25 protein-coding genes are annotated in these 25903 nt (G+C 28.0%); 23 read left to right on the plus strand and 2 right to left on the minus strand.

Going from position 1 to position 25903, the window contains the following annotated elements; all coding sequences use genetic code 11:
- Positions 1 to 33 precede the first annotated feature (33 nt).
- From ACULEV_RS02960 to ACULEV_RS03055, 20 genes are all read left to right on the plus strand, one after another.
- Positions 34 to 1323 (plus strand): ABC transporter ATP-binding protein, encoded by a 1290-nt coding sequence (locus ACULEV_RS02960; protein WP_445457186.1) that lies wholly within the window; start codon positions 34 to 36, stop codon positions 1321 to 1323.
- 4 nt (positions 1324 to 1327) lie between these two features.
- The gene (locus ACULEV_RS02965; RefSeq protein WP_445457187.1) at positions 1328 to 2131 is read left to right on the plus strand and encodes a hypothetical protein; all 804 of its coding nucleotides are present in this window, start codon (positions 1328 to 1330) and stop codon (positions 2129 to 2131) included.
- 2 nt (positions 2132 to 2133) lie between these two features.
- Positions 2134 to 2967 carry a glycosyltransferase family 2 protein gene (locus ACULEV_RS02970; RefSeq protein ID WP_445457188.1) on the plus strand — a complete coding sequence of 278 codons (834 nt, stop codon included), beginning with the start codon at positions 2134 to 2136 and terminating at the stop codon, positions 2965 to 2967.
- Positions 2968 to 3104: 137 nt separating this feature from the next.
- Complete coding sequence (locus tag ACULEV_RS02975) at positions 3105 to 3749, plus strand: acyltransferase (protein WP_445457189.1); 645 nt, start codon at positions 3105 to 3107, stop codon at positions 3747 to 3749.
- A 31-nt stretch (positions 3750 to 3780) separates the two neighbouring features.
- Entirely contained in the window at positions 3781 to 4413 is a 633-nt protein-coding gene (locus ACULEV_RS02980; RefSeq protein WP_445457190.1) for a CatB-related O-acetyltransferase, read from the plus strand.
- On the plus strand, positions 4397 to 5560 hold the full coding sequence (locus ACULEV_RS02985) for a glycosyltransferase (protein WP_445457191.1): 1164 nt from the start codon (positions 4397 to 4399) through the stop codon (positions 5558 to 5560). The genes ACULEV_RS02980 and ACULEV_RS02985 overlap by 17 nt, the downstream gene beginning before the upstream one ends.
- Before the next feature lie 7 nt (positions 5561 to 5567).
- Positions 5568 to 6569: a glycosyltransferase gene (locus ACULEV_RS02990; protein ID WP_445457192.1), complete on the plus strand. Its 1002-nt coding sequence runs from the start codon at positions 5568 to 5570 to the stop codon at positions 6567 to 6569.
- Positions 6570 to 7241 carry an acylneuraminate cytidylyltransferase family protein gene (locus ACULEV_RS02995; protein WP_445457193.1) on the plus strand — a complete coding sequence of 224 codons (672 nt, stop codon included), beginning with the start codon at positions 6570 to 6572 and terminating at the stop codon, positions 7239 to 7241.
- A 6-nt stretch (positions 7242 to 7247) separates the two neighbouring features.
- Complete coding sequence (neuB, locus tag ACULEV_RS03000; protein ID WP_445457194.1) at positions 7248 to 8288, plus strand: N-acetylneuraminate synthase; 1041 nt, start codon at positions 7248 to 7250, stop codon at positions 8286 to 8288.
- A 1-nt stretch (position 8289) separates the two neighbouring features.
- Complete coding sequence (gene neuC / locus ACULEV_RS03005) at positions 8290 to 9411, plus strand: UDP-N-acetylglucosamine 2-epimerase (RefSeq protein WP_445458514.1); 1122 nt, start codon at positions 8290 to 8292, stop codon at positions 9409 to 9411.
- Positions 9411 to 10847 carry an MBOAT family O-acyltransferase gene (locus ACULEV_RS03010; protein WP_445457195.1) on the plus strand — a complete coding sequence of 479 codons (1437 nt, stop codon included), beginning with the start codon at positions 9411 to 9413 and terminating at the stop codon, positions 10845 to 10847. The genes neuC and ACULEV_RS03010 overlap by 1 nt, the downstream gene beginning before the upstream one ends.
- Positions 10848 to 10894: 47 nt before the next feature.
- Positions 10895 to 11728, plus strand: coding sequence for a hypothetical protein (locus ACULEV_RS03015; protein WP_445457196.1), 834 nt, complete (start codon positions 10895 to 10897; stop codon positions 11726 to 11728).
- Entirely contained in the window at positions 11721 to 13094 is a 1374-nt protein-coding gene (locus ACULEV_RS03020) for a hypothetical protein (RefSeq protein ID WP_445457197.1), read from the plus strand. The genes ACULEV_RS03015 and ACULEV_RS03020 overlap by 8 nt, the downstream gene beginning before the upstream one ends.
- 8 nt (positions 13095 to 13102) lie before the next feature.
- Positions 13103 to 14248, plus strand: coding sequence for a glycosyltransferase family 4 protein (locus ACULEV_RS03025; protein WP_445457198.1), 1146 nt, complete (start codon positions 13103 to 13105; stop codon positions 14246 to 14248).
- 6 nt (positions 14249 to 14254) lie between these two features.
- On the plus strand, positions 14255 to 14800 hold the full coding sequence (locus ACULEV_RS03030) for a serine O-acetyltransferase (RefSeq protein ID WP_445457199.1): 546 nt from the start codon (positions 14255 to 14257) through the stop codon (positions 14798 to 14800).
- 1 nt (position 14801) lies between these two features.
- Positions 14802 to 15923: a glycosyltransferase family 4 protein gene (locus tag ACULEV_RS03035; RefSeq protein ID WP_445457200.1), complete on the plus strand. Its 1122-nt coding sequence runs from the start codon at positions 14802 to 14804 to the stop codon at positions 15921 to 15923.
- A gap of 53 nt (positions 15924 to 15976) precedes the next feature.
- Entirely contained in the window at positions 15977 to 17062 is a 1086-nt protein-coding gene (locus tag ACULEV_RS03040; RefSeq protein WP_445457201.1) for a glycosyltransferase, read from the plus strand.
- 3 nt (positions 17063 to 17065) lie between these two features.
- Entirely contained in the window at positions 17066 to 18421 is a 1356-nt protein-coding gene (locus ACULEV_RS03045; protein ID WP_445457202.1) for an O-antigen ligase family protein, read from the plus strand.
- Entirely contained in the window at positions 18393 to 19403 is a 1011-nt protein-coding gene (locus ACULEV_RS03050) for a glycosyltransferase family 4 protein (protein ID WP_445457203.1), read from the plus strand. The genes ACULEV_RS03045 and ACULEV_RS03050 overlap by 29 nt, the downstream gene beginning before the upstream one ends.
- A 38-nt stretch (positions 19404 to 19441) precedes the next feature.
- On the plus strand, positions 19442 to 20824 hold the full coding sequence (locus ACULEV_RS03055; RefSeq protein ID WP_445457204.1) for an exopolysaccharide biosynthesis polyprenyl glycosylphosphotransferase: 1383 nt from the start codon (positions 19442 to 19444) through the stop codon (positions 20822 to 20824).
- A gap of 7 nt (positions 20825 to 20831) precedes the next feature.
- On the opposite strand, the gene ACULEV_RS03060 is transcribed toward ACULEV_RS03055, so the two are convergent.
- Together ACULEV_RS03060 and ACULEV_RS03065 are read right to left on the minus strand one after the other, a co-directional pair.
- Entirely contained in the window at positions 20832 to 21971 is a 1140-nt protein-coding gene (locus ACULEV_RS03060) for a lipoprotein N-acyltransferase Lnb domain-containing protein (protein ID WP_445457205.1), read from the minus strand.
- Positions 21972 to 22016: 45 nt separating this feature from the next.
- Positions 22017 to 23087 carry a putative type IX sorting system protein PorV2 gene (locus tag ACULEV_RS03065; RefSeq protein WP_445457206.1) on the minus strand — a complete coding sequence of 357 codons (1071 nt, stop codon included), beginning with the start codon at positions 23085 to 23087 and terminating at the stop codon, positions 22017 to 22019.
- Positions 23088 to 23349: 262 nt separating this feature from the next.
- On the opposite strand from ACULEV_RS03065, the gene ACULEV_RS03070 reads away from it, so the two are divergent.
- The 3 genes from ACULEV_RS03070 to ACULEV_RS03080 are packed head-to-tail and all read left to right on the plus strand — an operon-like array spanning position 23350 to position 25892.
- The gene (locus ACULEV_RS03070; RefSeq protein ID WP_445457207.1) at positions 23350 to 24087 is read left to right on the plus strand and encodes a CDP-alcohol phosphatidyltransferase family protein; all 738 of its coding nucleotides are present in this window, start codon (positions 23350 to 23352) and stop codon (positions 24085 to 24087) included.
- Positions 24088 to 24094: 7 nt separating this feature from the next.
- Positions 24095 to 24955, plus strand: a complete 861-nt coding sequence (locus tag ACULEV_RS03075; protein WP_445457208.1) for a glycoside hydrolase family 25 protein — start codon at positions 24095 to 24097, stop codon at positions 24953 to 24955.
- Between the two features lie 43 nt (positions 24956 to 24998).
- Positions 24999 to 25892: a MerR family transcriptional regulator gene (locus ACULEV_RS03080; protein WP_445457209.1), complete on the plus strand. Its 894-nt coding sequence runs from the start codon at positions 24999 to 25001 to the stop codon at positions 25890 to 25892.
- The last annotated feature ends 11 nt before the right edge of the window (positions 25893 to 25903 follow it).

Below are 25903 nucleotides of genomic sequence, written 5' to 3' on the forward strand. Positions count from 1 at the left end.
AGCTAATCTTGTTTCGATACTAATAAAAAGTAAATGAGCGATAAAAATATTATATTAAAAGCTGAAAATATCTCTAAACAATATCGTTTAGGAACTGTTGGTACAGGAACATTAAGCCATGACTTGAATCGTTTGTGGCATAAAATAAGAGGGAAAGAAGATCCTTATTTGAAAGTAGGCGAAGTTAATGATAGGAGCACTAAAGCTAATAGTGACTATGTATGGGCTTTACAAGATATTAATTTTGAAGTTGAACAAGGAGAAGTGCTTGGTATTATTGGTAAAAATGGAGCAGGAAAATCTACTTTATTGAAAATTTTATCTAAGGTTACAGCTCCTACTACAGGGGTTATTAAGTCACGTGGTAGAATTGCTTCTTTGTTAGAAGTAGGAACGGGTTTTAATCCAGAATTAACAGGTAGGGAGAATATTTATTTGAATGGGGCTATACTTGGAATGACCAAAAAAGAAATCACTTCTAAGTTAGATGAAATTATTGAGTTTAGCGGTTGTGAACGCTATATAGACACTCCCACAAAACGTTATAGCAGTGGAATGACGGTTCGTTTAGCTTTTGCTGTTGCTGCTTTTTTAGAGCCTGAAATACTAGTTGTTGATGAAGTTTTAGCAGTAGGAGATGCCGAATTTCAAAAGAAAGCCATTGGTAAAATGCAGGATATTTCTAGAGAAGGAGGAAGAACGGTTTTGTTTGTAAGTCACAATATGGCAGCTGTGAAAAGTTTATGTACTAAAGGAATTGTTTTAGAAAATGGAGAGATTGTTTATACTGATGGGGCTGATAAAGCAGTTGATTATTATCTAACCCGAAGTTCACAAATTAAAGACACTTCTTTAGTTGATAGAAAAGATAGAAAAGGAAGTGGTGAAATAAAGTTTTCAAAAATTGAATTATTTAATAAAATAAATCAAAATGTAAATGAGATAATATCAGGGGAATTTGTCAAATTTCGTTTTCATATAAATGTAGATATAGATATTTCTATTGAGGGATTAGTTTTTGGGGTTGTTTTTAGGGATAATAATGAAACAAAAATTGCAGATTTTTATTCAGATGAAATGGGAATCAACTTTAAGAAAGTCTTAAAAAGTGGATATGTTGATTTAGAAATTGAAAGACTTATGTTAAGAGGGGGGTATTATTACCTTGATATTGTCGTGCAAAATGGGAAAATTGCTGTAAATCAAATTGATCTAATTCACAGAGCCTTTAATTTTACTGTTTTTCAAGGAGATTATTGGAACTCTGGAAAGATTAATAGAGCAACTAATGTAGCTTTAATTGATGGATTTTTTAAAGAGTAGAAATATGATGATTCTATTAAAAAAAATAAAAAAAAAGTTAAGGAATTTATTTATATCACCTAGTATTTTTCCTAAAAATGAAGAGTTAAAAAAAATATTCAGTTCATTTGAGAGAGCCATTGTTCTAGGCTCATCTGAGTCTATTAATAATTTAGATATAACTCTTTTTAAAAATGATTTTGTAATTACAATGGGTAATTTTTATGAACATCCAGAAATAGAAATTATCAATCCAAAAGTTCATGTTTTTGCTGCTTCACATTCACCTATAACAGAGAAAGTATTAAAGTGTTGGTGGGGAAGATGTAATGATATTTTGCCTAAATCTACAATTTTGTTAATAGAAAAAAGAGATGAGAAAATAGCAAAAGAAATTTTTACTGATAGAAAAATATTTTTTTATTCTTATGGAGGAAGTTTACCAGTTGATTTAACTAAAAGGATTTTATCACCATGGAGTGTCACAGTTGTAGGAATACAACTAGCCATTTATTGCAAGATTCCTAAAATTATTTTATTAGGTGTAAATCATGATTGGCAATGTATTCAAAAATATACTCATTTTTATGAGCATGATAAACCTTCATTAGAATATTATTTGAAAAAAGAAAATATAAAAATTAGTTATGAAGAACAAAAACAGCCTTTTCCTAAAGAAAGATTATATAGGGAATATGAATTATATCAACAATATGAAAGTTTAAAAGAGGAAAGTATTAAATTAGGATTGCAAATTGTTAATGGAGATCCTTTTTCTTTTTTTGATGTATTTCCTTTTGACAAACAAAAACAAATTATAAAATCTTAGCAATGAATCCACTATTACTTTCCATAATAACTATAAATTATAATAATTATTATGGTCTTCAAAAAACTATTCAAAGTGTGATAAATCAGAATTGTAAGAATTTTGAATATATTGTAATTGATGGAGGTTCAATGGATCAAAGTGAAGTTCTTTTAGAAGAATATAAAGATTTTATTTCTTATTCCGTTAGTGAAACAGATAAAGGTATTTATAATGCAATGAATAAAGGCATAAATAGAGCTAAAGGAAAATATATTTTATTTCTTAATTCTGGAGACGTTCTTTATGAAAATAATGTTATTGAAAAAATTGAAGATTATCTTTATAATGATTTTGATTTCATTTGCGGTAATTTACATTATATTGAAAATGGAAAAACTTTTATTAGGAAACATCCAGAAGTTTTAACTTTTAGTTATATTGTATCAAAGACTATTTCTCATCCTAGTACTTTTATTAAAAAAGAAATGTTTGAGGTGTATGGATTGTATAATGAACAAAATAGGATTGTCTCTGATTGGGAGTTTTTCTTTAAAGCACTAGGTTTAAATGGAGCTTCTTATCACTCAATTAACGTTACTATCACCAATTTTGATATGACAGGGATATCCTCAACAAATTACAAAATGGTAGAGGATGAAAAAAAGAGCGTAGTAAACAAATACTTACCAACTATTTTTAATAATGAAAATGATAGTTATATTTTTAATAAATTTATAGAATCTAATAAAAGAATAAAGTTGCTTAAAGAAATAGATAATTCGCCTTTTATTAGAAAACTAACTACATTTTTACTTATATTTTTATATAAAATTATGAAACTTTTTAAATTATAATATTAAAACTATATAATGAAAAATAAGATAATTAATAAATTTCCATATATAAGAGATTTATATGCTTTTTCAGAGCAATATAAAACACACACTTATTTTTCACTAGGACACTATTATTTAACAATAATCTCGTTCAGATGAGGAAAATCATTTCCTTATATAGAAAATGTAGTGAAGTAGAAAGCATATTTGTACTTTCATTAATTAAATATTTTAAATACAAATGGTTTTTTTCTAAGAATATTACTCCTCATCATAGTGTGACTATAAAAGGAGTTGCCAATATTTTTTCTGATTTCCCGTTGAGTATTGGAATGGAGTATGTTGGATTTTCTCATAAGTCAGATATAACTTTTTTAAATATTTGTGGAAGATTACAAATAAATGGTTCTTATTCTATTGGGAGAGGATGTCGTTTTGATATTGCTGAAAAAGCAATTGTAAATATAGGTAAAGGAGGATACATTAATGTAAATTCAACATTTATTATCATGCATGGTCTTACTATAGGCGACAATTGTATAATATCATGGGGTTGTCAGTTTCTTGATGAAGATTTTCATCGTATTGAGTATGAAGGACAAAAGAAGGTAGCCAATGAAATAGTAATTGGTAATAATGTATGGATAGGATGTGGTGTAAAGATTTACAAAGGAACAAGGATTCCTGATGGTTCAGTTATTGCAGCAAATTCTGTTGTTAGGGGTGTTTTTACAAAAGAGAATGTTTTAATAGGAGGTCATCCAGCAAAAATAATCAAAGAAAAAATTAATTGGAAATAATCTGATGTTAAAAAAAATATGTTCAAAAATCTTGATAAAATTAGTGCCACAATTATCATTGATAATAAGAGATAAAGTTGGGTTACACTGGATTGAAAATTTGGAACAAAATGTAGAGAGGGATGTGATAACACAATTCCATTCTCCATATACATTGATAGATTGTAAAATTGGAAAAGGAACATATATATCTTCTAATAGTAAAGTGTCTAATACAATAATTGGACGTTTTTGTTCCATAGGACCCAATTTCGTTTGTGGTTGGGGAATTCATCCAACAGAAGGAGTTTCAACCAGCCCTTATTTTTATAGTACTGCCAAACAAAATGGTTTTACGGTGGCGACTGAAAATTTGATAGAAGAAAGAAAACCTATAGTAATTGGAAATGATGTTTTTATTGGGGCTAATGTTACAATTTTAGATGGAATCACAATAGGAGATGGAGCAGTTATTGGGGCTGGAGCAGTAGTTTCAAAAAACATTCCTGATTATGCTATCGCTGTGGGTTGTCCTATTGAAATAAAAAAATTCAGGTTTTCTAATGAAAAAATAGAAGAACTAAAAAATATAAAATGGTGGAATTGGGAAGATGAAGATTTAAAATTGATTAATTTATATTTTTTTGATATAGATAAAATTATAGAAATTGCAAAAGAAAAATAAAATACTATTAATCGGTCCAATAGGAGATTTTGGAGGAAGAGAAATTGAAGCTGGTTTCATAGCAAATTCATTATCTAAGATAGCTTATGTAACTATTTTGACTACTATTAATTGTTCATCAAAATCTCAAATTTTTAGTTTTATTGATAAAAAACAATTCATTAGTTTACATTCTTTACTTTTTAAAAAGTATTTTAGTTTAAGGTTTTTTGCCTTTTTAAGTTATTTTAAATCGGGTTTTAAGAATCAACCTCATTTTTATGTTAATAATTCAATATCTAGGAAAAGGGGATTTGCTGAAATATCAAAAGAAATAATTTTATCCCTTTTGAAAGATTATGATTTAATTTTTATTTGTGCACAACCATCAAGTACCTATATTAAAGATATAATTGAACATAGTACTAAACATAATATTCCAGTTATTTTTAGACCGTCAAATACTATTAAAAAAACAGATTGTCAGTATAAAGATTCGTTGGAAAAAGTATCAGTTTTTATTCATCATTCTATTAGTAATGCCACCAGATTTGATTTTATTAAAGAATGTAATTATTTAATAATTGATCAATGTTGTATAAATGAAACAGAGCTACTAAAGGTTAATCCAACTCAAAAAATGAATAAATTATTATTTATAGGAAGATTGTCTGAAGAAAAAGGAATTCAAGAGTTAATTGATTTTTGTTCAAAAATTAAAACAATCTCATTAGATATAGTAGGTGACGGGTTTTTAATGAAAAAGCTAAAAGATAGGGTTGAAAAATTAGATAATATAAAATTATTAGGATTTAAGACGCAGAGAGAAATTATAGACTATATAAAATTGTCTGATGCAATAATAATTTCATCTTATGAAGAATCAGGACCTTTAACAGGATTAGAGGCTATGGCATCTGCTAGAGTAGTAATTTCTACGAAAGTTGGAGCAATGGAAGAACGATTTTATGGTTTGAAAAATCAATTTTGGTTTTCCATTAACGACTTTTCTTCTTTTAAAAATTTAATTTTGAAGTTACAAAATATAGAAAAAGAAGAATTAATAAAAATAGCGAATGAAAATAGATTAAAGTATAATCAGCACTATTCTAGGCAAATAATAGAACAACAATATATAGATGTAATAGAACCATTTTTAAAAAAATGATACTTGTATGAGAATTGGAATGAATCCACAAAAACAGTCAAAAAAAATAGATTTAAAATACCAACATAGGTTAATAATTGTGGTATTTATTCCTAATTTAGAAGGATATTATCAAAATGTGTTTGAAGTTTTTAAATTGTGTTTAGAATCTGCAATAACAACAGTTAATGATAAATGCGCAATAACTATTGTTAATAACGCTTCTTGTGAAGAAACAACAAATTATCTTAATGAAAGTTTTAAGAAGGGTAAGATAAACACTTTGATTCATCACAAAGAAAATATAGGTAAAATGGACGCACTAATTGGTGCTGCGAAAGGAAGTCGTGAACCATTAATAACACTATCAGATGTAGATATTTTATTTAAATATGGTTGGCAAAATGAAATTGAAAACATATTTGCCTCTATGAAAAATGTAGGTTCGGTATCTCCAATACCTGTTAGAAAATCAATGCGCTATGGAACAACATCTACCTTGCAAAATATTTTTACAGGTAAAGTTAAATTAACTTTTGAATCAATTAAAGCTAATTTTGATGATCATAATAAATATTTAAAGAGTATTAACTGGGAAATAGAAAATGAAGAAAATTTAAAATGGCCAATTATTTCTCAAAATGGAGTAAAAGCAATTTTGGGAAGTGGTCATCAAATCATGACTTTAAACCGTTTAATTTTTCATAATACAGTTCCTATTGAACCTTCTTTAACCTTAGTAGGTAATAACTCTGAGTTTCTATATTGCGATGAACCAGTAGATATTTCAGGCGGAATGAGATTAGCAACATACAATAACTTTGCTTTCCATATGGGAAATAAAGTTGAGAATTGGATGATAGGAATTCAAGAAGAAAATATTAAAAAAAGAGAAAATAATAAATTTAAAAGTGTAGATATATCTAAGCTTATTTTTAAACCCAAAAGGCAGAGTAAAAAACAATTCTTACTTAAGCAACGAATTATTATAAAATTTTTTAATTTGTTCTACAGTCATAAAATTAATTAAATGAGTACTAATACTATTGCTATAATTCCAGCTCGTGGTGGTTCAAAAAGATTACCAAAGAAAAATATTAAATTGCTAGGAGATACTCCTCTTGTTGCTCATAGCATTTTATATGCAAAAAAACATTCCTTTATAAAAGATGTTTATGTTTCTACAGATGATGAAGAAATAAAAAAAATAGCTTTAGAATATGGAGCAAAAGTTATAGATAGACCAAAGGAAATTTCGGGAGATAATGAACCAACTGTTTCAGCATTAAAACATGTTTTGGAAACTATAAGTGTAGAAATTGAAAATGTTGTTTTACTACAAGTAACAAATCCATTAAGACAAGCTGATTTGTTGCAAAATGCTTATCAGGTTTTTAAAGATAATAATTGTGAAAGTTTATTTACCGTTTCTCAAGATCATCACAAATTAGGTAAAATTAAAAACAATAAATTTGAACCTTTTAATTATGAATTTGGTCAAAGAAGCCAAGATTTAGATCCTCTGTTTTACGAAAATGGACTATTGTATATAACCAAAGCTCATTTAATTCTTGAGGATATCATTATTAGTAAAAATGCCTTCCCTTTTCAAATAAATCATATTTTTGCAACTGTAGATATTGATACAAAAGAAGACTTTGAATATGCAGAATACCTGTATAGTAAATATATAAAAATATAATTGAGAATGAACCCTTATATAGAAATTGCAGGAAGAAAAATCGGACAAGATTTTCCTCCTTTAGTTATTGCCGAAATTGGTATTAATCATGAAGGCTCTTTACAAGTAGCGAAACAAATGGTTGATGCTGCATATAAAGCAGGAGTTGAAGTTGTAAAACATCAAACGCATATTGTTGAAGATGAGATGAGTGGTGCTGCAAAAAAAGTAATTCCAGGAAATGCAGATGTTTCTATCTATGAAATAATGGAGCGTTGCGCTTTAAATGAACAAGAAGAGTTAGAACTAAAAAACTATGTTGAAAGTAAAGGCATGATTTTTATTTCTACTCCTTTTTCAAGAGCTGCTGCTGAAAGATTGAAGAAATTTGATATTCCAGCTTATAAAATTGGTTCGGGAGAATGTAACAATTATCCTTTATTAGAGCATATTGCTTCATTTGGTAAACCTGTTATTTTAAGTACAGGAATGAATACTATTGAAAGCATTCAAAAAGCAGTTGCTGTTTTTGATAAGCATAAAGTTCCAGTAGCATTATTGCATACAACTAATTTATATCCAACGCCTATTCATTTGGTTCGTTTTGGTGCTATGGTAGAGATGCATAATGCTTTTCCAGATAAAGTTTTTGGTTTATCCGATCATACTTTAAATAATAATGCTTGTTTAGGTGCGGTTGCTCTTGGAGCTTCTATTTTAGAACGTCACTTTACAGATTATATGCAAAGAACAGGACCAGATATTATTTGCAGTATGGATGAGAAAGCTTGTAAGGAATTGATTGTTAGTTCGGCTGAAATTGCACTTATGCGAGGTGGAACCAAAAAACCTGCGAAAGAAGAACAAGTAACTATCGATTTTGCTTTCGCAACAGTTTGTTCTATAAAAAAAATTAAAAAAGATGAAATTTTTACCAAAGAAAATATTTGGGTAAAGAGACCAGGAACAGGTAAAATCTTAGCCGAACATTTTGAATCATTATTAGGGAAGAAGGCGACTAGAGATATCGAAAATGATGAACAATTAGATTTTTCTGATTTTGAGTAAAATAAAAAAAATATTATTTCTTACAGGAACTCGAGCTGATTTCGGTAAAATAAAATCATTACTTCAAATTTTGGAAGAACATTCAAATTTTGAACCTTTTGTTTTTGTTACAGGAATGCATTTACAAAAAGAATATGGTTATACTTTGTTAGAAGTAGAACGTTGCGGATTTACAAATATATACACATTTGAAAATCACACGCATGAAACTACAATGGATTTGACATTAGCTAAAACTATTGAAGGTTTATCTACTTATGTAAAAGAATGCAATCCAAATATGATTGTCATTCATGGAGATAGAGTAGAAGCATTAGCAGGAGCAATTGTAGGAAGTTTAAATAATATTCTAGTAGCTCATATTGAAGGCGGAGAAGTCTCAGGAACAATTGATGAGTTAATTCGACATTCTACAAGTAAAATGAGTCATGTACATTTTGTTTCAAATAATCAAGCAAAAAAACGACTTATTCAAATGGGAGAAATAAAAGATTCTATTTTTGTTATAGGATCTCCAGATGTTGATATTATGTTTTCAGCAAATTTGCCTAACTTAAGTGATGTTAAAAAGTATTATGAAATTCCTTATAAAGAATATGGAGTAGTAATGTTTCATCCAGTTACTACTGAAGCAAAGCAAATGGAAGAATATGCTACAAATTTTGTAGAAGCTTTATTGCAAGATATGCATAATTATATCGTTGTTTTTCCTAATAATGATTTAGGAAGTAAAGCTATTTTAAAAGCATATGAAAAATTAAAGGAAAATTCAAGGTTTAGAATTTTTCCATCTTTACGTTTTGAGTATTTTTTAACATTATTAAAAAATGCACAATTCATTATAGGAAATAGTAGTGCAGGAATAAGGGAAGCTCCATATTATGGTTTGCCAATTATTAATATTGGAACACGTCAACAAAATAGAGCCATTCACGCAGATATTATTCATACGAATTATTCTAAAGAAAGTATTTCGGATGCTTTAAAAAGAATAGATACTCATAATGTTGTTAAAACGAGTGGAGATTTTGGAAAAGGGAATAGTGCTCAATTATTTTTGAAGTCACTTTTAAATAATGAGATTTGGTTATTAAACCATCAAAAACAATTTAGAGATATTTAATGTTATTTAATTCTATTGATTTTGCCATATTCTTGCCAATAGTATTTTTATTATATTGGTTTGTAGCTCAAAATAACTTGAGGTTGCAAAATTTACTTATTGTTGTTGTAAGTTATATTTTTTATGGATGGTGGGATTACCGATTTTTATCATTAATTGTTTTTAGTACTATAATAGATTATACTGTCGGAGTGTTACTTTCAAAAGAAAAAAGTATAACTAAAAGAAAAGCTTATTTGTGGGTTAGTATTGTTATTAATTTAGGTTTCCTAGGTTTTTTTAAATATTATAATTTTTTTCTAGACAATTTTGTAGCTGCTTTTTCTTTTTTTGGACAATCAATATCAGGAAACAGTTTAAAAATTATTTTGCCAGTCGGTATTAGTTTTTATACTTTTCAGACGTTAAGTTATTCTATTGATGTGTATAAAAATAAACTAGAACCAACAAAAGATTTTATTGCTTTTTCAGCTTTTGTATGTTTTTTTCCTCAATTAGTTGCAGGACCAATAGAAAGAGCTACTAATTTATTACCTCAATTTTATAAGAGAAGATTTTTTGATAAAGAACAAGCTATTGATGGATTACATCTATTTATATGGGGACTTTTTAAGAAAATTGTTATAGCTGATAGTTGTGCTGTATATGTAAATACTATTTTTGAAAATTATGAAAATTTAAATTCATTAAGTCTCTTTCTTGGAGCTGTTTATTTTGCTTTTCAAATTTATGGTGATTTCTCTGGTTATTCCGATATGGCAATTGGATTATCTAAGTTTTTTGGATTTAACTTAATGAAGAATTTTAACTATCCTTATTTTTCAAGAGATATTGCAGAATTTTGGCGTCGTTGGCATATTTCTCTCTCAACTTGGTTTCGAGATTATTTATATATTCCGCTTGGAGGGTCAAATGGGAATAAATTAAAGCAAATAAGGAATGTTTTTATTATATTTATTGTTAGTGGGTTCTGGCACGGTGCCAATTGGACATTTGTGTTTTGGGGACTCATAAATGCGTTTTTTTTTATTCCATTATTAATAACAAATAGAAATAGAAATAATATTGAAATTGTGGCATACAATTCTGGTTTGCCTACTTTAAAAGATCTCATTAAAATACTTTATACTTTTTTAATTGTTGTTTTTGCATGGATTTTTTTTAGGGCAAATTCTATTGTAATAGCTGTTGACTATATTTCAAACATTTTTAGATTTAATATACAAGGAGGTGTTAATTTTTTATCTATTGAGAGATATGCTGTAGAAAATTTACTTTTAATTTTTATGTTTGTTGTATGGGAATGGTTTTCAAGAAAGCAACAACATCCATTTTTTGGAAAATATATTACTTTAAAAATTTGTATTGCACTAATTGCATTGTTTTTATTTGGGGTTTACTCTCAAGCTAATGATTTTATTTATTTTCAATTTTAATGAAAAGTTTTATAAAATATACAATCAAGTTAATAGGGATTAGTTTATTGATCCTAATTATATGCGATTTAACTTATACTTATGTTTTTTATAAATGTATTCCAAGAAATAAATTGCAATATGTTTTAAAAAGTAATAATAATGAATACGACAACATGTTTATAGGCTCATCAAGAGTAGCAAATCATATAGACGTAAAATACTTGGATTCACTTTCAGAACAAAAAAATTTAAATTTAGGTGTTGAAGGAGCTAATTATGCGGATAATTTATTAATGCTGAAATTATTTATTAAGAATAATAATAAGGTTAACAAAATCTTTCTTCAATTAGATCATTTTTATGAATATAATGAAATGTCAGCAATTGCTAATTCTGATGCTCTTCCTTTTATTAGAAATGAAGTAGTTAATGCTCATTTTAAAAAGTATGATAAACGATATTGTTTTTATTACTATTTTCCATTTTATAGATATCAATCAGCAGATTTTAAAATAGGTTTTAGAGAATTCTCTATGAGTTTAATTAACAAGAAACCAAAAGTTGATTTTAATTATGGTTATATACCGAAATTTGATAAAGGTGATATAACCACTTTCGAAAAGTTTCCAAAAAAAATTGTTGATAATAATATTTTTGTAGATGAAATAATTAACTTGTGTAATGAAAATAATATTAAAATAGTATTATTTTGTGCTCCATTTTGTTCTTTTACAAAAGATTTATCTTATATAGATAATTTAAAAATGAGATATCCTGATTTGAATAATTATTCTAAAGCTATGAATGATGTTTTTTTTAGTAATTGTAGTCATTTAAATGATAAAGGTGCTAGAGAGTTTACTCATATAATTTTTGATAATCATATGAAAAATGAATAAAAAAAACAGAATATTGCTTTTATTTCCTGATGGAGTTGGAATACGTAATTACCTGTATTCCGACGTATTTAAAGGGAGAGAAAAGGAATTGATAGTACTTCATGCTTTTGATGCAAAAACGGAAGAAGCTGTTAAAGAGATTACTAAAATTCAAAATTTTCAAAGTATTCCTAAATATACTGAATCTTTAAAAGAAAAGTTTTTAAGAGAATTAATTTGTTTATCTCGTTTAAAATATAATGCCAAGTTAGTTGACAACAAAACTATTTTAACAAATTGGAAAACCAATCATAAAGGTTTTTTTAAGAAGTTTTTTTATAAGTTCATTGAAATAGCATCATATGGATTTACAAGTTATGAGAATATTTTAAGACTTGAAAAATTGTATCAAAAATCCATTAGAACAACAAGTTTTTATAGTGAAGTAAGAAAAAATCTATTAAGTATTGCTCCTGAAAAAATATTTTGTTCCCATCAAAGAGGGGTAGAATGTGCTCCTATTTTTGCTGTAGCTCAGGATTTAGGAATTGAAACTATAACTGTAATTTATTCATGGGATAATTTGCCAAAAGCAAGAATGGCTTTAAAGGCCGATAAATATTTGGTTTGGTCTGATTACATGAAAAAGGAATTAGAGTTATATTATCCAGAAATAAAAAAGGAACAAATTTTTATAACAGGTACACCTCAGTTTGAATGTTATTTAAAATCAGAGAATATTATACCCAAAAAAGAATTCTATGAGCGATATAATTTAGATAGTGATAAAAAAATTATTTGTTATTCGGGGGATGATGTATTAACTTGTCCTGATGACCCTCAATATTTAGATGATTTAGCAAATGAGATAGTTCTAAACGGATTGGAGAAGGATTATCAAATTTTATTAAGAAGATGTCCTGTAGACATTTCAGGGAGATTTGAATCCATAATTAAAAAGCATACTACACTAATTAAACAAGCTCCACCACTATGGAATTTTGAACCCAATAGCAATTGGACAACCATTTATCCATTACCTGAAGATGTAAAATTATTAGTATCTACGGTTTATTATTCGGAGATTGTAGTTAATTTAGGATCCACTATGGCATTTGATTTTGGTATGTTTCAAAAGCCTTGTATTTATATTAATTATGATCAGGAAAATAAAGTTAACCCCAATTGGTCTGTTAAAACAATTTATCAATTTCAGCATTTCAAGAGCATGCAATATCCCAATGCTGTTATATGGTGGAATAATAAGGAAGATTTGAAAAATTTAATTAAACAAGAATCTAATGAAATTGCAATGGTTAATTGGAAAGAAACAGTATTGTCTGATTATAAAAATGCTTCTAATAAAATAAAAACTAGTCTAATTTAGATAAAATAATGCATATCTGTTTTTTAACTAATGAGTATCCCAAAGCAGGCTTTCCACATGGAGGTTTAGGTAGTTTTGTAAAGACTATGGCTGAAGCATTGGTTCAAAAAGGGATTCAAGTTACTGTTTTAGGATTAAATTATATAGAAATATATGAACAAACTGAAGAAAATAGTGTAACAGTCATACGTTTAAAAAGGAACAATTTAAAGGGTGTTGCTTGGTATTTCAATTCAAAAGCAATTGCAAAAAATCTTAATGAATTGCATGCTAAAAACCCAATAAGCATAGTAGAAGGAGCCGAATTGACTTTTGCTTTTTTACCTAAAATAAAAGGGGTAAAATATGTTATCCGCTTGCACGGTGGTCATCATTTTTTTGCTGAAGCTGAAAATAGAACTATTAATTGGTGGAAAGGTTTTCAGGAAAAACGTTCTTTTAAAAAAGCTGATGCATTTATTGCAGTTTCTGAGTATGTGAAAAATCATACTGCAAATTATTTAAGTTATCATAATAAACCTATTAAAGTTATTTTTAATCCAATAAATAGTCAATTATTTCAACCGCAAGCGATTGCAATAGATTGCAATAATGTTACTTTTGCAGGAACTATATGCGAAAAAAAGGGAGTTCGTCATTTAATACAAGCATTTTCTTATATTAAGAAGAAGTTTCCAAATGTAATTTTACATTTATATGGCAGAGATTGGAAATTTCCTGATGGAAGTTCTTATGTAAAAATGCTACAAGAGAAAGAGTTGCCTAAATTAGGAACTATTGCAAGTGATGTGATTTTTCATGGTGCGGTTTCCTTTCAAGAAATTCCAGATGCCTATGCTAAAGCAGCGGTTTGTGTTTTTCCATCGCATATGGAAACTTTAGGATTGGTTGCTCCAGAAGCGATGTCTATGGAAAAAACTGTTGTATTTACTGCATTAGGTCCAGGACCAGAGGTAATCACTCATAATGAGACTGGTTTATTGTGTAATCCATTTAAACCAGAAGATATTGCTTCAAAAGTTTGTTGGGTTTTAGAAAATGAAGAAAAAGCTATAGAAATGGCAAAAAAAGGAAGAAAGAAAGTACTAGATATGTTTGATATTTCTATTTTAGTAGAAAAAAATATTCAATTTTATAATCAATTTTTGAAATAATTAAAAATGTTTGCACTTCTTCTTAGCGATTATAAAAAGTATAAAAAATATGGAGGAAATTTTATTTCTATCTTATTTTTTACACAAGGTTTTTGGGCTATTTTTCAATATAGAATTGCTAATAGTATATATAGAATGAGAACTCCTATTCTTAAACAATTTTTGCAATTGATTTGTCTTATTTGGCAAAAAAATATTGAAATTTTGACTGGAATTTCTATTCCTGCTTCTGTCTCAATAGGTCATTCCTTTTATATAGGTCATTTTGGTGGAATTATTATTAATGCTAGAGCAGTAATTGGTAATAATTGTAATATTTCTCAAGGAGTAACTATTGGCGTTTCTGGTTTAGGAGAAAAGAGAGGTATACCTATAATAGGGAATAATGTTTACATTGGAGCTAATTCAGTTGTAGCAGGAAAAATTGAAATTGCTGATGATGTTTTAATAGGAGCTTGTTCTTTAGTAACATCAAGTGCAGAAGAAAGTTCTGTTTTAGTTGGAGTTCCTGCAATAAAACTTTCCAATAATGGTTCAAGAGGCTATATTTAAAATGAAACAGTTATTAGTTATTTCTTCAGCTCCATTAATCCTTAAAAAAGGCAATTATTTTGCTTATAGTCCCTATGAACATGAAATGCAAATTTGGGCTAAGTATTCTGAAGAAATACAATTTTGTTGTCCTATTTGGCAAGAAGATAAAGGATTATTGAACTCTGAAGTAAAGTTTAAAATTCATACTGTTTTTCCTCTAAAAGAATTCAATGTTAAAACGATTACCAATGTTGTAAAAAGTATTTATTATTCTATTATCAATTTTTTTATAATCTTTAAAGCTATTAAACAGGCACATCATATACATTTACGTTGTCCAGGAAATATGGGATTAATTGGTGCTGTAGTTCAAATTTTTTTTCCTAAAAAGAAAAAAACGGCTAAGTATGCAGGAAATTGGGATTCTAATGCGAAACAACCATTTACCTATAAATTACAACGCTGGATTTTATCTAATACTTTTTTAACTAAAAATATGCAAGTATTAGTTTATGGAGAATGGTCCAATCAAACAAAAAATGTTAGACCATTTTTTACGGCTACTTATAAGGAATCTGATAAGAAAGAAATTCAAATAAGGGGTTTAGATAAAGAAATTAAATTTTTATTTATAGGTACTTTATCTAAGGGAAAGCAACCTTTATATGCGATTCAATTGGTTGAAGCATTAGCTAGAACAGGGAAAAGTGTACTACTAGAATTGTATGGGGATGGAATTTTGAGGAGTGAATTAGAACAGTATGTTGTTGCAAAAGATTTACAAGGAAAGGTTGTTTTAAAAGGGAATCAACCTAAAGAAACGGTTTTAAAGGCCTATCAAGAGAGTCATTTTTTAGTTTTGCCTTCAAAAAGTGAAGGTTGGCCTAAAGTAGTGGCTGAAGCTATGTTTTGGGGTTGTGTTCCAATAGTAACTCCAATTTCCTGTGTGCCTTATATGTTAGGGCATAGTAGTAGAGGGGTTTTATTGTGTGAAAAAATTGAAATAGATGTAAATCAAATACTTGAAGTGATAAATAATGAAGAGTTATTTCAAAAAATGACTATAGAAGGTCAAAACTGGTCTAGACAATTCACAACAGATAAGTTTGAAACTGAAATTAAAAAGTTATTAGATAATTGATGATTTTAACTAAGTGCTTTTCTCTATTTTTACAATAACATTAATTTTTAAGAGTGAAATCAATTCAAGATATAAGAGTAATTCAATTAATAGATAGTTTAGAAGTAGGTGGTGCTGAACGTATGGCTGTTACAATAGCTAATACTCTTGCAAATCGAGTTGCTTTTTCTGGAATTATAGTTACTCGTTTAGAAGGAGAATTAATGAAAACATTAAATTCTAATGTAAAGTATCTTTATTTGCAAAAAAATAAAACTTTAGATTTTGTTGCATTATTACGTTTTAGGAAGTTTGTGGTGGAAAATAAAGTGACCATTATTCACGCTCATGGAAGTTCTTATTTTTTTGCTATACTATTAAAATTTACCTTTCCGTCAATTAAAGTTTTTTGGCATGATCATTTTGGAAACAGACTCCAAAATAATATTTCAAATAAAATGATTCAATTGGCTTCTTTTTTTTTTAGGGGTGTTTTTACGGTGAATTTAGAGTTACGAGATTGGGCTTTAAAAAATCTAAAAACGACAAACATTGTTTTTTTACCAAACTATGTAGAAGAAAATACAATTGTAAATAAAAATACATTCTTAAAAGGGATTAAAGACAAAAGAATAGTATTATTAGCTAATTTAAGAGCACCTAAGAATCATATGCTGGCTTTGGAATCTTTCTCTAAAAGTGGTATTGCTAAATTTGGATGGACTTTACATTTTATAGGTAAAGACAATTTTGATGATTATTCATCAAAATTGAAATCCAAAATAATTAACGAAAATTTATCTCAATTTGTTTTTCTTTATGGCTCTTGTATTGATATACCACATATTTTAAGTCAAGCGAATGTGGGTTTGTTAACTTCAACTTATGAAGGTTTTCCAGTTACTTTATTAGAGTATGGCAAAGCAAATTTGATGGTTATAACTTCTAATGTAGGTTACTGTAATCAAATTATTAAAAATGAAGATACTGGTGTTTGCTTTGAATCTGGTAATGAGAAAGAATTAATGACACTTTTTAAAAATTTAGAGAATAATTCAGAAAGGAATATTTTTTTAGCTTCTAATTTGAATACTTTTGTTGCACATAATTATTCTGCAAAAGTAGTTATAGAGAAGCTACTTACCGTTTATGAACAATAACATATGAAAGAAAGCGCAACAAGTGATTATATTAAATTTGTACTCATTCATCTAGTAATTGGATTAGCAGTTTATTTTGTTCCTTTTATTTCAAAAGTATATGCTATTACTATTATTGTTGTAGGATATCGTTATGTTTTTTTAAGAAAAAATGCAAATAACGAAGCTCTATATGTTGCAGCATATATAGTAGGTGCTGAAGTTTTTTTGCGAATGACCCATGGAAATTTTTTTGAACAATATGCTAAATATGGTGTTATAGGTGTTTTATTTATAGGTGTTTATTTTAAAGGTTTTTCAAAAAATAGTTTTATATATTGGTTATATGGTTTACTACTATTACCAGGTGTATTTATTTCTTTTTTTACTTTAAATTTTGATACTGATATTCGAAAAGCCATCACATTCAATATTATTGGTCCAGTTACATTAATGGTGTCAGCTGTATATTGTTATCAAAGAAAAATAACATTTAATCAAATTAGAACTGTTATAGACTTATTGGCATATCCATTAATAGGAATGTTAGCATATATGTTTCTTTACACACCTAGTATAAAAGATGTTGTTACGAATACAGAATCAAATTTTCAAACATCTGGAGGTTTTGGACCGAATCAAGTATCAACTATATTAGGATTAGGTATTTTTTTGTTTTTTGTTAAACTTGTTTTTAGTAAAAAAAATAAAATTAACTTTATAATAAATGCTGTTTTTTTGATTGCTATGACTTTTAGAGGAATAGTAACTTTTTCTAGAGGTGGAGTAATAACGGGTTTTATTATGGTAATCTTATTTTTTGGAATAGTTTTTTTATCACTTAAAGTAACTGCAAAATTTAGGTTATTAATTTCATTTTTTTTATCCTTCTTTTTTTTAATGGTAGTTTGGTTTTATAGCTCAATGCAAACAGGAGGTCTTATAGATAAACGTTATGCTAATCAAGATGCTAGAGGAAGAGAAAAAGTAAGTCAATTAACTGGAAGAGAAAGATTAATTGAATCAGAATTTAATATGTTCTTGGATAATCCAATTTTTGGAATTGGAGTAGGGAAAAATAAAGAATATAGGGAACAGACAACAGGAATAGAAGCAGCATCACATAACGAAATTTCTAGAATGTTAGCAGAGCATGGTTCGTTAGGGTTATTTGCCTTATTAATTTTATTAATTACACCATTAGTTTTATATTTAAACAACAAGCAAAATATTTTTTTGTTTTCTTTTTTAATTTTTTGGCTACTAACAATCAACCATGCAGCTATGCGATTGGCTGCACCAGCTTTTATTTATGCTCTATCTCTTTTAAAAGTTAAATTTGAAACTGAACATGAAAAGCCTTCTTTACATAGGGAATAAACTGTCTAAACATGGTTTGAATAAAACTACAGTAGAAACTTTAGGAAAATCTTTTGAAGAGGAAGGTTATGATGTGTATGCTGTTTCTGATAAAAAGAATTTTTTCTTTAGAATAGGTGATATGGTTTATACACTTATTAAACTATCTAGAAGAATAGATTATGTACTTATTGATACTTATAGTACAAAAGCTTTTTGGTATGCTTTTATTATAAGTCAGCTAGCAAGACTCTTTAAAATTAAATATATTCCTATTCTTCATGGTGGTAACTTGCCAGATAGATTACAAAAAAAACCTTTTTTATGCCAACTTATTTTTAATAATGCTTATGCTAATGTTGCTCCGTCTAATTATTTAAAAAGTGAATTTGAAAAGAAAGGTTTTACTAATGTGATTCTTATTCCAAATGCTATTAGTATTGAAAAATATACTTTTAAAGAAAGAAAAGTTTTTAAACCCAAATTGCTTTGGGTAAGAGCGTTTGCTTCTATTTACAATCCAATAATGGCTGTTGAAGTTTTATATGAATTACAAAAAAAATATCCTGAAGCTACTTTAACGATGGTTGGTCCTGATAAAGATGGTAGTTTGATACTAACTCAAAAAAAAGCAAATGAATCAGGGGTAAATGTTAGTTTTACTGGTCAGCTTTCAAAAGAAGCATGGTGGCAATTAGCTTCTGAACATGATGTTTTTATTAATACAACTCATTTTGACAATACTCCTGTTAGTATTATGGAAGCTATGGCATTAGGGTTACTTGTTGTTTCGACTAATGTAGGTGGAATACCTTATTTGTTAACTCATTCAAAAAATGCTTTATTGGTAAAAAATGCTAATGTAGCAGAAATGAGTACTGCTATTGAGAAAATTATTTCCAATTCATTGGATTCAACTATAATGACAAAAAATGCAAGAGAACTTGTGGAAAAAATGGATTGGGAAGTAATAAAAAAGCAATGGTCTTCTTTATTGCAATAGAAAATTCTTTAATTTGCAAATGGTTAATTCCCTAAATTATGACGAGCTCAAAAAAAATACATTTTGAAATATCGGAAAGAAAAATCTTGCTTAGAATTTTTGATGTTTTTTTCGTCTTGTTAATTCTTTTCCTTATTGGTAAATATTTTGATTTTAATTATTTTAAGATTACTGCTGATAATTATTATTGGACTATAGTTTTGGCTTTATATATCAATAGTGTAGGAACAATTTTTGAGATGTATAATTTGCAAATCGCTAATAATAAACTTTTAATTTTAAGAAGTACCATTTTAACGGCAGCAGTTACTACACTATTATATTTGTTAACTCCTTTTTACACTCCAATATTGCCTTCTAACAGATTGCAAATTCTATTGTTCTTTTTTGCCATTTTAGTTGCTCTATTATTGTGGAGAAATTTTTATATCTTTTTTTTAGCAGCGAATCGATTTGTTAAAAAAGTAATATTTGTAGGAAGTAGTAAAAAAATTGAATCTTTAGTGGAAGAACTAACTAAAGTAAATCCGCATTATCAAGTAATAGGATATATACCCACAGACGAAAAAAAGATTGAAACAAATTTAAGAAGGATTGCGGTAAAAGAATTAGATGCTGTTTTTTTGAAAAATTATATTTCTGAAATTGTAGTGACTAATGAAAATAGTAAAGTGATATCTGTTAATTTATATTCTCAACTTTTAAGACTTTTAGAACGTGGAGTGGTTATACGTCAATATTCTGAGGTGTATGAATATAGTACTAATAGACTTCCTATTCAATTTGAAGACAAAGAATTATATAAATTTTTTCCGTTTAGTAGAAGTAATCAAAACGCGTTGTATGCTTTTTACATTCGTTTTTTTGATATTTTACTTTCTATAATAGGATTAGTAGGCTTGCTAATTATTATGCCAATTGTTTATTTTCTTAATATTTTCTGGAATAAAGGTCCTTTATTGTATACACAAGAACGAGTAGGTAAAAACGGAATTCCTTTTCAAATTTACAAATTGCGCACGATGATTGTAAATGCGGAACAAGAAGGTGCTGTTTTTGCCAAAGTGAATGATATTAGAGTTACACCTTTTGGTAAATTTTTACGTAAAGTGAGATTAGATGAAGTGCCTCAATTTATAAATGTTTTAAAGGGGCAAATGGGAATTATTGGACCTAGACCAGAGCGACCTGTTTTTGTTGATGAAATAGCTAAAAACATTCCTCTTTATCAAACCAGACATGTTATTAAACCAGGACTTACGGGTTGGGCTCAGGTAAATTATCCTTATGGAGCTACTTTGGAAGATAGTTTGATGAAACTCCGATATGATTTATATTATATAAAACATAGAAGTTTATTCTTAGATATTAATATTGTAATGAAGACTTTGAGTACGATACTTTTTGCTAGAGGGCAATAAGTTTTTGTTACTTGTTGTAGTCTGTTTTAAATTGTGTTGCTTTTTTATTTTTTAGTATTATTCTGCTTAGGAAAATAAAATGAGTAATAATAAACGGAGACATGAGGTATAAATGAATTTTATTTAACATGTACACTACGTAAGCGAGTAGTATTGCTACAATAATTTTACCCCAAATGATTATTTTTTTCTTGTCGTTTTTATAATAATAGAATAGTAAAACAAGATAAAGTGGATTAAATAAAAGAGCATTGTAATTCCACATAACTTCTTCGTGAAAGGAATAGAAACCGACAGAACATAGAAATATGCCCACAAAGCCTATAAGGGTAAAGTAAATTGTATTTAACCACTTTTTATTGGCTAAAAGAATTAATGTCAGCAGTAGTATTATTGTATAAATACTATTTAAAAGGGAAGGTTTATAATTAGCAGGTTTTGCTTCAAAAAGTGTTTTGGTTTCAGATACAAGTGGTTTGTCCTCTAGTTTGGTGGTTTTTAAAACGTTTAATAGTTCAAGAGGCAAGAATAAACGTTCCGCTTTTTGATCGACTTTGGTTCCAAAAATAATATTGATTCCTAGTTGTTCGAAAAAATGATTTTTAGAATAAGGATATAAGATTTCTCTGTAGGTAATGTCTACTGGTTTTTTTGTGGTTATGATAGTATCTTCTAATAAGGTGTTTATTTTATCAATCACCATATTGGTGCAATTTCTATCAATAAATTTGTAGGTGTAGAATCGTTTTTCACTATTTAAATCTGCATTCAATGAATTGAATAGAAGTTGTTTTTTTTCTTTAGAAAGAGTTAATGTTTGTTGGTAAATGGAACGATTCTCATATTGATATCCATATTCGAAGTTGGGATAAGTACTAACTGACATAAAATATTGTAAATCGCCTTTTACAAATTTTAAAATAAAATTAGGAGTGTCAAAATCAAATGTTCCGTAATTGTAAACGATATCTAAATTATTAATTTGGTCTTTAATTCGTATTCCAGTATGACCATATAAAGAATAAGACACATTGCCAGTCTCACAAGTAAGAATACTCACTTCGGTTTCTTCTGATAATTGAATATTTTGGCCATAGCCAATAAAAGAGAGTATTATAAAAAAAGGGAAAAGTAGTTTTTGCATCATTTTTTTAAATCTATTTTCTTTTATCTATTCTCTGTACTCTTTAAATTATCTAAAAATCTCAAAATCGACTTTCAAAGAAAAAATATTAGAATACAAAGCGGCACTCTGATCTCCTAAATCGGTTAATGCATAATCTACTTGAATGCCTTTGTATTTAAACCCTAAACCTATGTTTGGTTGGAAACTCAGCTTATTAGAATTGTCAATTTGAGTAATTTGCTGGAAATTGCCTACACCAGCTCTTAAAAAAACCAAATCGATATATCCAAATTCAAAACCAAGAGCAGGATCTATACTCACAATATCACTCGAAATAATATCATTTGTTTGTGTAAACTGCATGTTCAAATTGGCAGCAGCCGTTAAACTGTAATCATACCTAAAAATATATTTTTTAGCTACGCCTAGTTGTGCTTTTGGAAGTGTAGCTTCACTTGTTTCTGGAAGTTCTTGATTTTCACCAGGAATTGCATCTTTAATCTTTTCATATTCTTCTTGATTAAACGACCATGTATTATAAGTTGTAGTAATATCTCTTAGCATTAAACCTACAAGCCATTCGCTATCACTTTCATATTGGATTCCTATATCAAAACCAAAACCCCATGAACTAGCAAAATCACCTATAATTCTATGAATAACTTTAGCATTAACACCATAATTAATTCCGTCTATAGGCAAACTTCTTGCATAAGAAACAGTTAAACCATAATCTGCTGTAGAAAACAAAGAAATTCTATTATAGTCAATATTGCCTTGGCTGTCTATTAATTGAGTGGTATTTAAGATATCATCTACACCAAAACGAATTAATGAAATGCCCAATGCACTTCTGTCATCTATAGGCATTGCAAAACCAGCATAATCGTATTGTGCTATGTTGGCAAAATAATTGGCATGCATTAAAGCTATTTGTTTGTCCTCTAGTTTTAATAATCCAGCTGGATTCCAGTAACCTGAATTCACATCACCTGTATGAGCTGTAACCGCATTACTCATACCAAGAGCAGCTGCATCAACTCCAATGCTTAAAAACTCATTAGAATACTTTCTAAAAGTCTGACTACTTGTGGTTAACGCGTATAAAAATAAAACTACTAATAAGTTCTTTTTCAAGGCAAATTAAATTTTTTACAAAGATGAGATAAAATTCTTAATTAGTAAACTCTAAATGTATTAACTTATTGTATTACATTTGTTCTAAAATTAGTTAAAACCAAACAATAGGCTCTTTTTAAATCCTATTCCTGCTGTTCGTTACAATCTTTTATTGCTAGATAAATGTGCTACTAAATTCAATTTTTTTCAAGCAATAAAAGGATTTTTACTACCATCAGGGTTAGAAAACAATCAAAGGGCAATTTTTAAGCATTACATTATGAGCATTAAAAAAACAATACCAAATACTTTCACACTTTTAAACTTATTAAGTGGCTTAATCGCTATAATTTCTATTTTTAATGGTTATTATGACCATGCTTTTTTATTTGTATGTTTAGGGATATTTTTTGATTTTTGGGACGGATTTTTAGCACGAAAACTGCATGCACAAAGTGATTTAGGTTTGCAGTTAGATTCTTTAGCAGATATGGTTACAAGTGGAGTTGCACCCGGTTTATTAATGTTCAAATTGTTTGATACTATTCAACAAAATCAAACGGAGTATATGCTTACTGAAGAAACTTACTATATGGGCATCGTTCCTTATTTAGGTCTTTTAATACCATTAGCTTCTTGTTATCGTTTGGCTAATTTTAATATTGATACTAGACAAACCAATTCGTTCATTGGTTTGCCCACACCTGCCAATACTTTATTTATCATGAGTATTCCTATGATACAATATGTAGATACTTATCACTGGTTGACAGATGCCTTGAATAACCCTTACTTATTGTTGGTTATTACACTTTTAAGTTGTTATCTTTTAAATGCAGAAATACCTTTATTTTCATTGAAATTTAAAAAATTCAGTTGGCAAGACGCTAAACTTCAAATTCTATTTTTACTTTTTGCACTTGTTTTAATTCTGATGCTTAATTTTATTGCTATACCTTTAATTATACTTAGTTATATTGTTATTTCATTATTGGTAAATACATTTCAAAAAAAATAAACTTCCTGTGCCATCAAAAAATACTTATGCTACTCCAAAAAAGAGAATCAAAAAGAAAAAAGGATGGTCTTCTGGAAGAATAGTATTTTATTCTTTTTTTTTCTTACTAATTAGTATTCTTGGTTTAGGAGTCTATCAATTTAAAGATGGAGTTTTGTATTATCTTGGTTTTAAAACAAGTAAGAATGTTGATGATTTGTCTAAAGAAGAAAGAAAAATTGCAGATATTCGAATTTATGAAGTTTTGAGTGAGCATAAAGACTGTCTTTTTGGACTAGATGTTTCGGAATACCAAGGCAAAATAGAATGGGATAAATTAGGTAAAATAGAAGATACTTTCGCATTATCATTTGTTTTTATTCGTGCTACTGCTGGAAAAGATAAAATCGATTCTGAATTTAAACGCAATTGGAATGGTGCCAAAAAAAATGACATTATTAGAGGTGCTTATCATTATTATAGACCTAATGAAAATTCTATTCTTCAAGCCAATAATTTTATAAAAACGGTTCATTTAAACAAGGGCGATTTTCCTCCTGTTTTAGATATTGAAAAGTTACCTAAATCGCAATCTTTAGATAGTTTGAAGGTAGGCTTAAGACGCTGGCTTACAAAAATAGAAAAACATTATAAGATTAAACCCATTATTTATTCAGGAGAAAGTTATTACAATGATTTTTTGAAGAGAGAGTTTTCAGATTATCCTTTTTGGATAGCCAATTATAATATTTGGAAGAAAAAACCTGAAAAAGAATGGTTGTTATGGCAATTTACAGAAAAGGCCAAAGTTGAAGGTGTTGAAGGAATGATTGATTTGAATGTTTTTAATGGGGATTTTGTTAAATTTATTGATACAACTAAACCATAATTAAAAAATAGTTTTATATTTGTTTAACGAATTTTAAAAAACGATGAACAATATTAAAACTTCCTTTAGTGTAAAAGACCTTGAAAACCTTTCAGGGATAAAGGCTCATACTATAAGAATATGGGAAAAACGCTATTCTATCTTTTCTCCTGATAGGAATGAGAATAATGTAAGATCGTATGATTCTGAAGATTTATTAAAATTACTTAATATTACCTTTCTTAATAATTTTGGATATAAAATTTCAAAAATATCTTCTCTTTCCAATGAAGAGATGAATAGCTTAGTCAAGCAAATATATTCTAATAAAAACAGTTCTTCTTTAGCTATATCTTCGTTTAAATATGCGATGTTTAATTTTGATGCAAAATTATTTCATGACACTTATAATAAGTTAACAGAAACAAAATCTTTTGAAGAAATTTTCTATGAGGTTTTTATTCCTTTTTTAGACGAAATAGGGGTGCTTTGGCAAACTTCAACTCTTAAACCTATACATGAACATTTTATAAGTTCTTTAATTAGACAAAAACTATATACAGCTATAGAAGCGGTGCATCAGAAAATAAATTATGATAGAAAGAAAGTTTTTGTATTGTATTTGCCTTTAAATGAAATACATGAACTTGGGTTAATTTTTATTAATTATCTTCTTCTTAATAAAGGTCATAGTACTTTATATTTAGGAGAAAGTGTTCCTATGAAAGATTTAGAAGATATGAAAATTTATTTTGACGAGGTTCATTTTATATCCTATTTTACAGTTCAGCCTTCTGCAGATGAGGTTGATGCTTATTTGGCTGAATTTCAACAAACTATTTTGAGAGATTCTAAAAATAAATTTTATGTTTTAGGAAGACAAATTGAACATGTAGCTAACAAATATGAGAGCATAACTTTTTATTCCAGCATTGAGAGTTTGCTATTAAGCATATAAAAATTAAGTAT

Source organism: Flavobacterium sp. HNIBRBA15423, from assembly GCF_052655965.1.

Excerpts from the sequence above, each read along its gene's own strand:
- ACULEV_RS02975 (WP_445457189.1), top strand. The coding sequence starts at position 3,105 with ATGAGGAAAATCATTTCCTTATATAGAAAATGTAGTGAAGTAGAAAGC.
- neuB (WP_445457194.1), top strand. The coding sequence starts at position 7,248 with ATGAACCCTTATATAGAAATTGCAGGAAGAAAAATCGGACAAGATTTT.
- ACULEV_RS03035 (WP_445457200.1), top strand. The coding sequence starts at position 14,802 with ATGAAACAGTTATTAGTTATTTCTTCAGCTCCATTAATCCTTAAAAAA.
- ACULEV_RS02970 (WP_445457188.1), top strand. The coding sequence starts at position 2,134 with ATGAATCCACTATTACTTTCCATAATAACTATAAATTATAATAATTAT.
- ACULEV_RS03060 (WP_445457205.1), bottom strand. The coding sequence starts at position 21,971 with ATGATGCAAAAACTACTTTTCCCTTTTTTTATAATACTCTCTTTTATT.
- ACULEV_RS03045 (WP_445457202.1), top strand. The coding sequence starts at position 17,066 with ATGAAAGAAAGCGCAACAAGTGATTATATTAAATTTGTACTCATTCAT.
- ACULEV_RS03055 (WP_445457204.1), top strand. The coding sequence starts at position 19,442 with ATGACGAGCTCAAAAAAAATACATTTTGAAATATCGGAAAGAAAAATC.
- ACULEV_RS03050 (WP_445457203.1), top strand. The coding sequence starts at position 18,393 with ATGAAAAGCCTTCTTTACATAGGGAATAAACTGTCTAAACATGGTTTG.
- ACULEV_RS02995 (WP_445457193.1), top strand. The coding sequence starts at position 6,570 with ATGAGTACTAATACTATTGCTATAATTCCAGCTCGTGGTGGTTCAAAA.
- ACULEV_RS02990 (WP_445457192.1), top strand. The coding sequence starts at position 5,568 with ATGAGAATTGGAATGAATCCACAAAAACAGTCAAAAAAAATAGATTTA.
- ACULEV_RS03025 (WP_445457198.1), top strand. The coding sequence starts at position 13,103 with ATGCATATCTGTTTTTTAACTAATGAGTATCCCAAAGCAGGCTTTCCA.
- ACULEV_RS02960 (WP_445457186.1), top strand. The coding sequence starts at position 34 with ATGAGCGATAAAAATATTATATTAAAAGCTGAAAATATCTCTAAACAA.
- ACULEV_RS03020 (WP_445457197.1), top strand. The coding sequence starts at position 11,721 with ATGAATAAAAAAAACAGAATATTGCTTTTATTTCCTGATGGAGTTGGA.
- ACULEV_RS03010 (WP_445457195.1), top strand. The coding sequence starts at position 9,411 with ATGTTATTTAATTCTATTGATTTTGCCATATTCTTGCCAATAGTATTT.
- ACULEV_RS03080 (WP_445457209.1), top strand. The coding sequence starts at position 24,999 with ATGAACAATATTAAAACTTCCTTTAGTGTAAAAGACCTTGAAAACCTT.
- ACULEV_RS03070 (WP_445457207.1), top strand. The coding sequence starts at position 23,350 with ATGAGCATTAAAAAAACAATACCAAATACTTTCACACTTTTAAACTTA.
- ACULEV_RS03030 (WP_445457199.1), top strand. The coding sequence starts at position 14,255 with ATGTTTGCACTTCTTCTTAGCGATTATAAAAAGTATAAAAAATATGGA.
- ACULEV_RS02965 (WP_445457187.1), top strand. The coding sequence starts at position 1,328 with ATGATGATTCTATTAAAAAAAATAAAAAAAAAGTTAAGGAATTTATTT.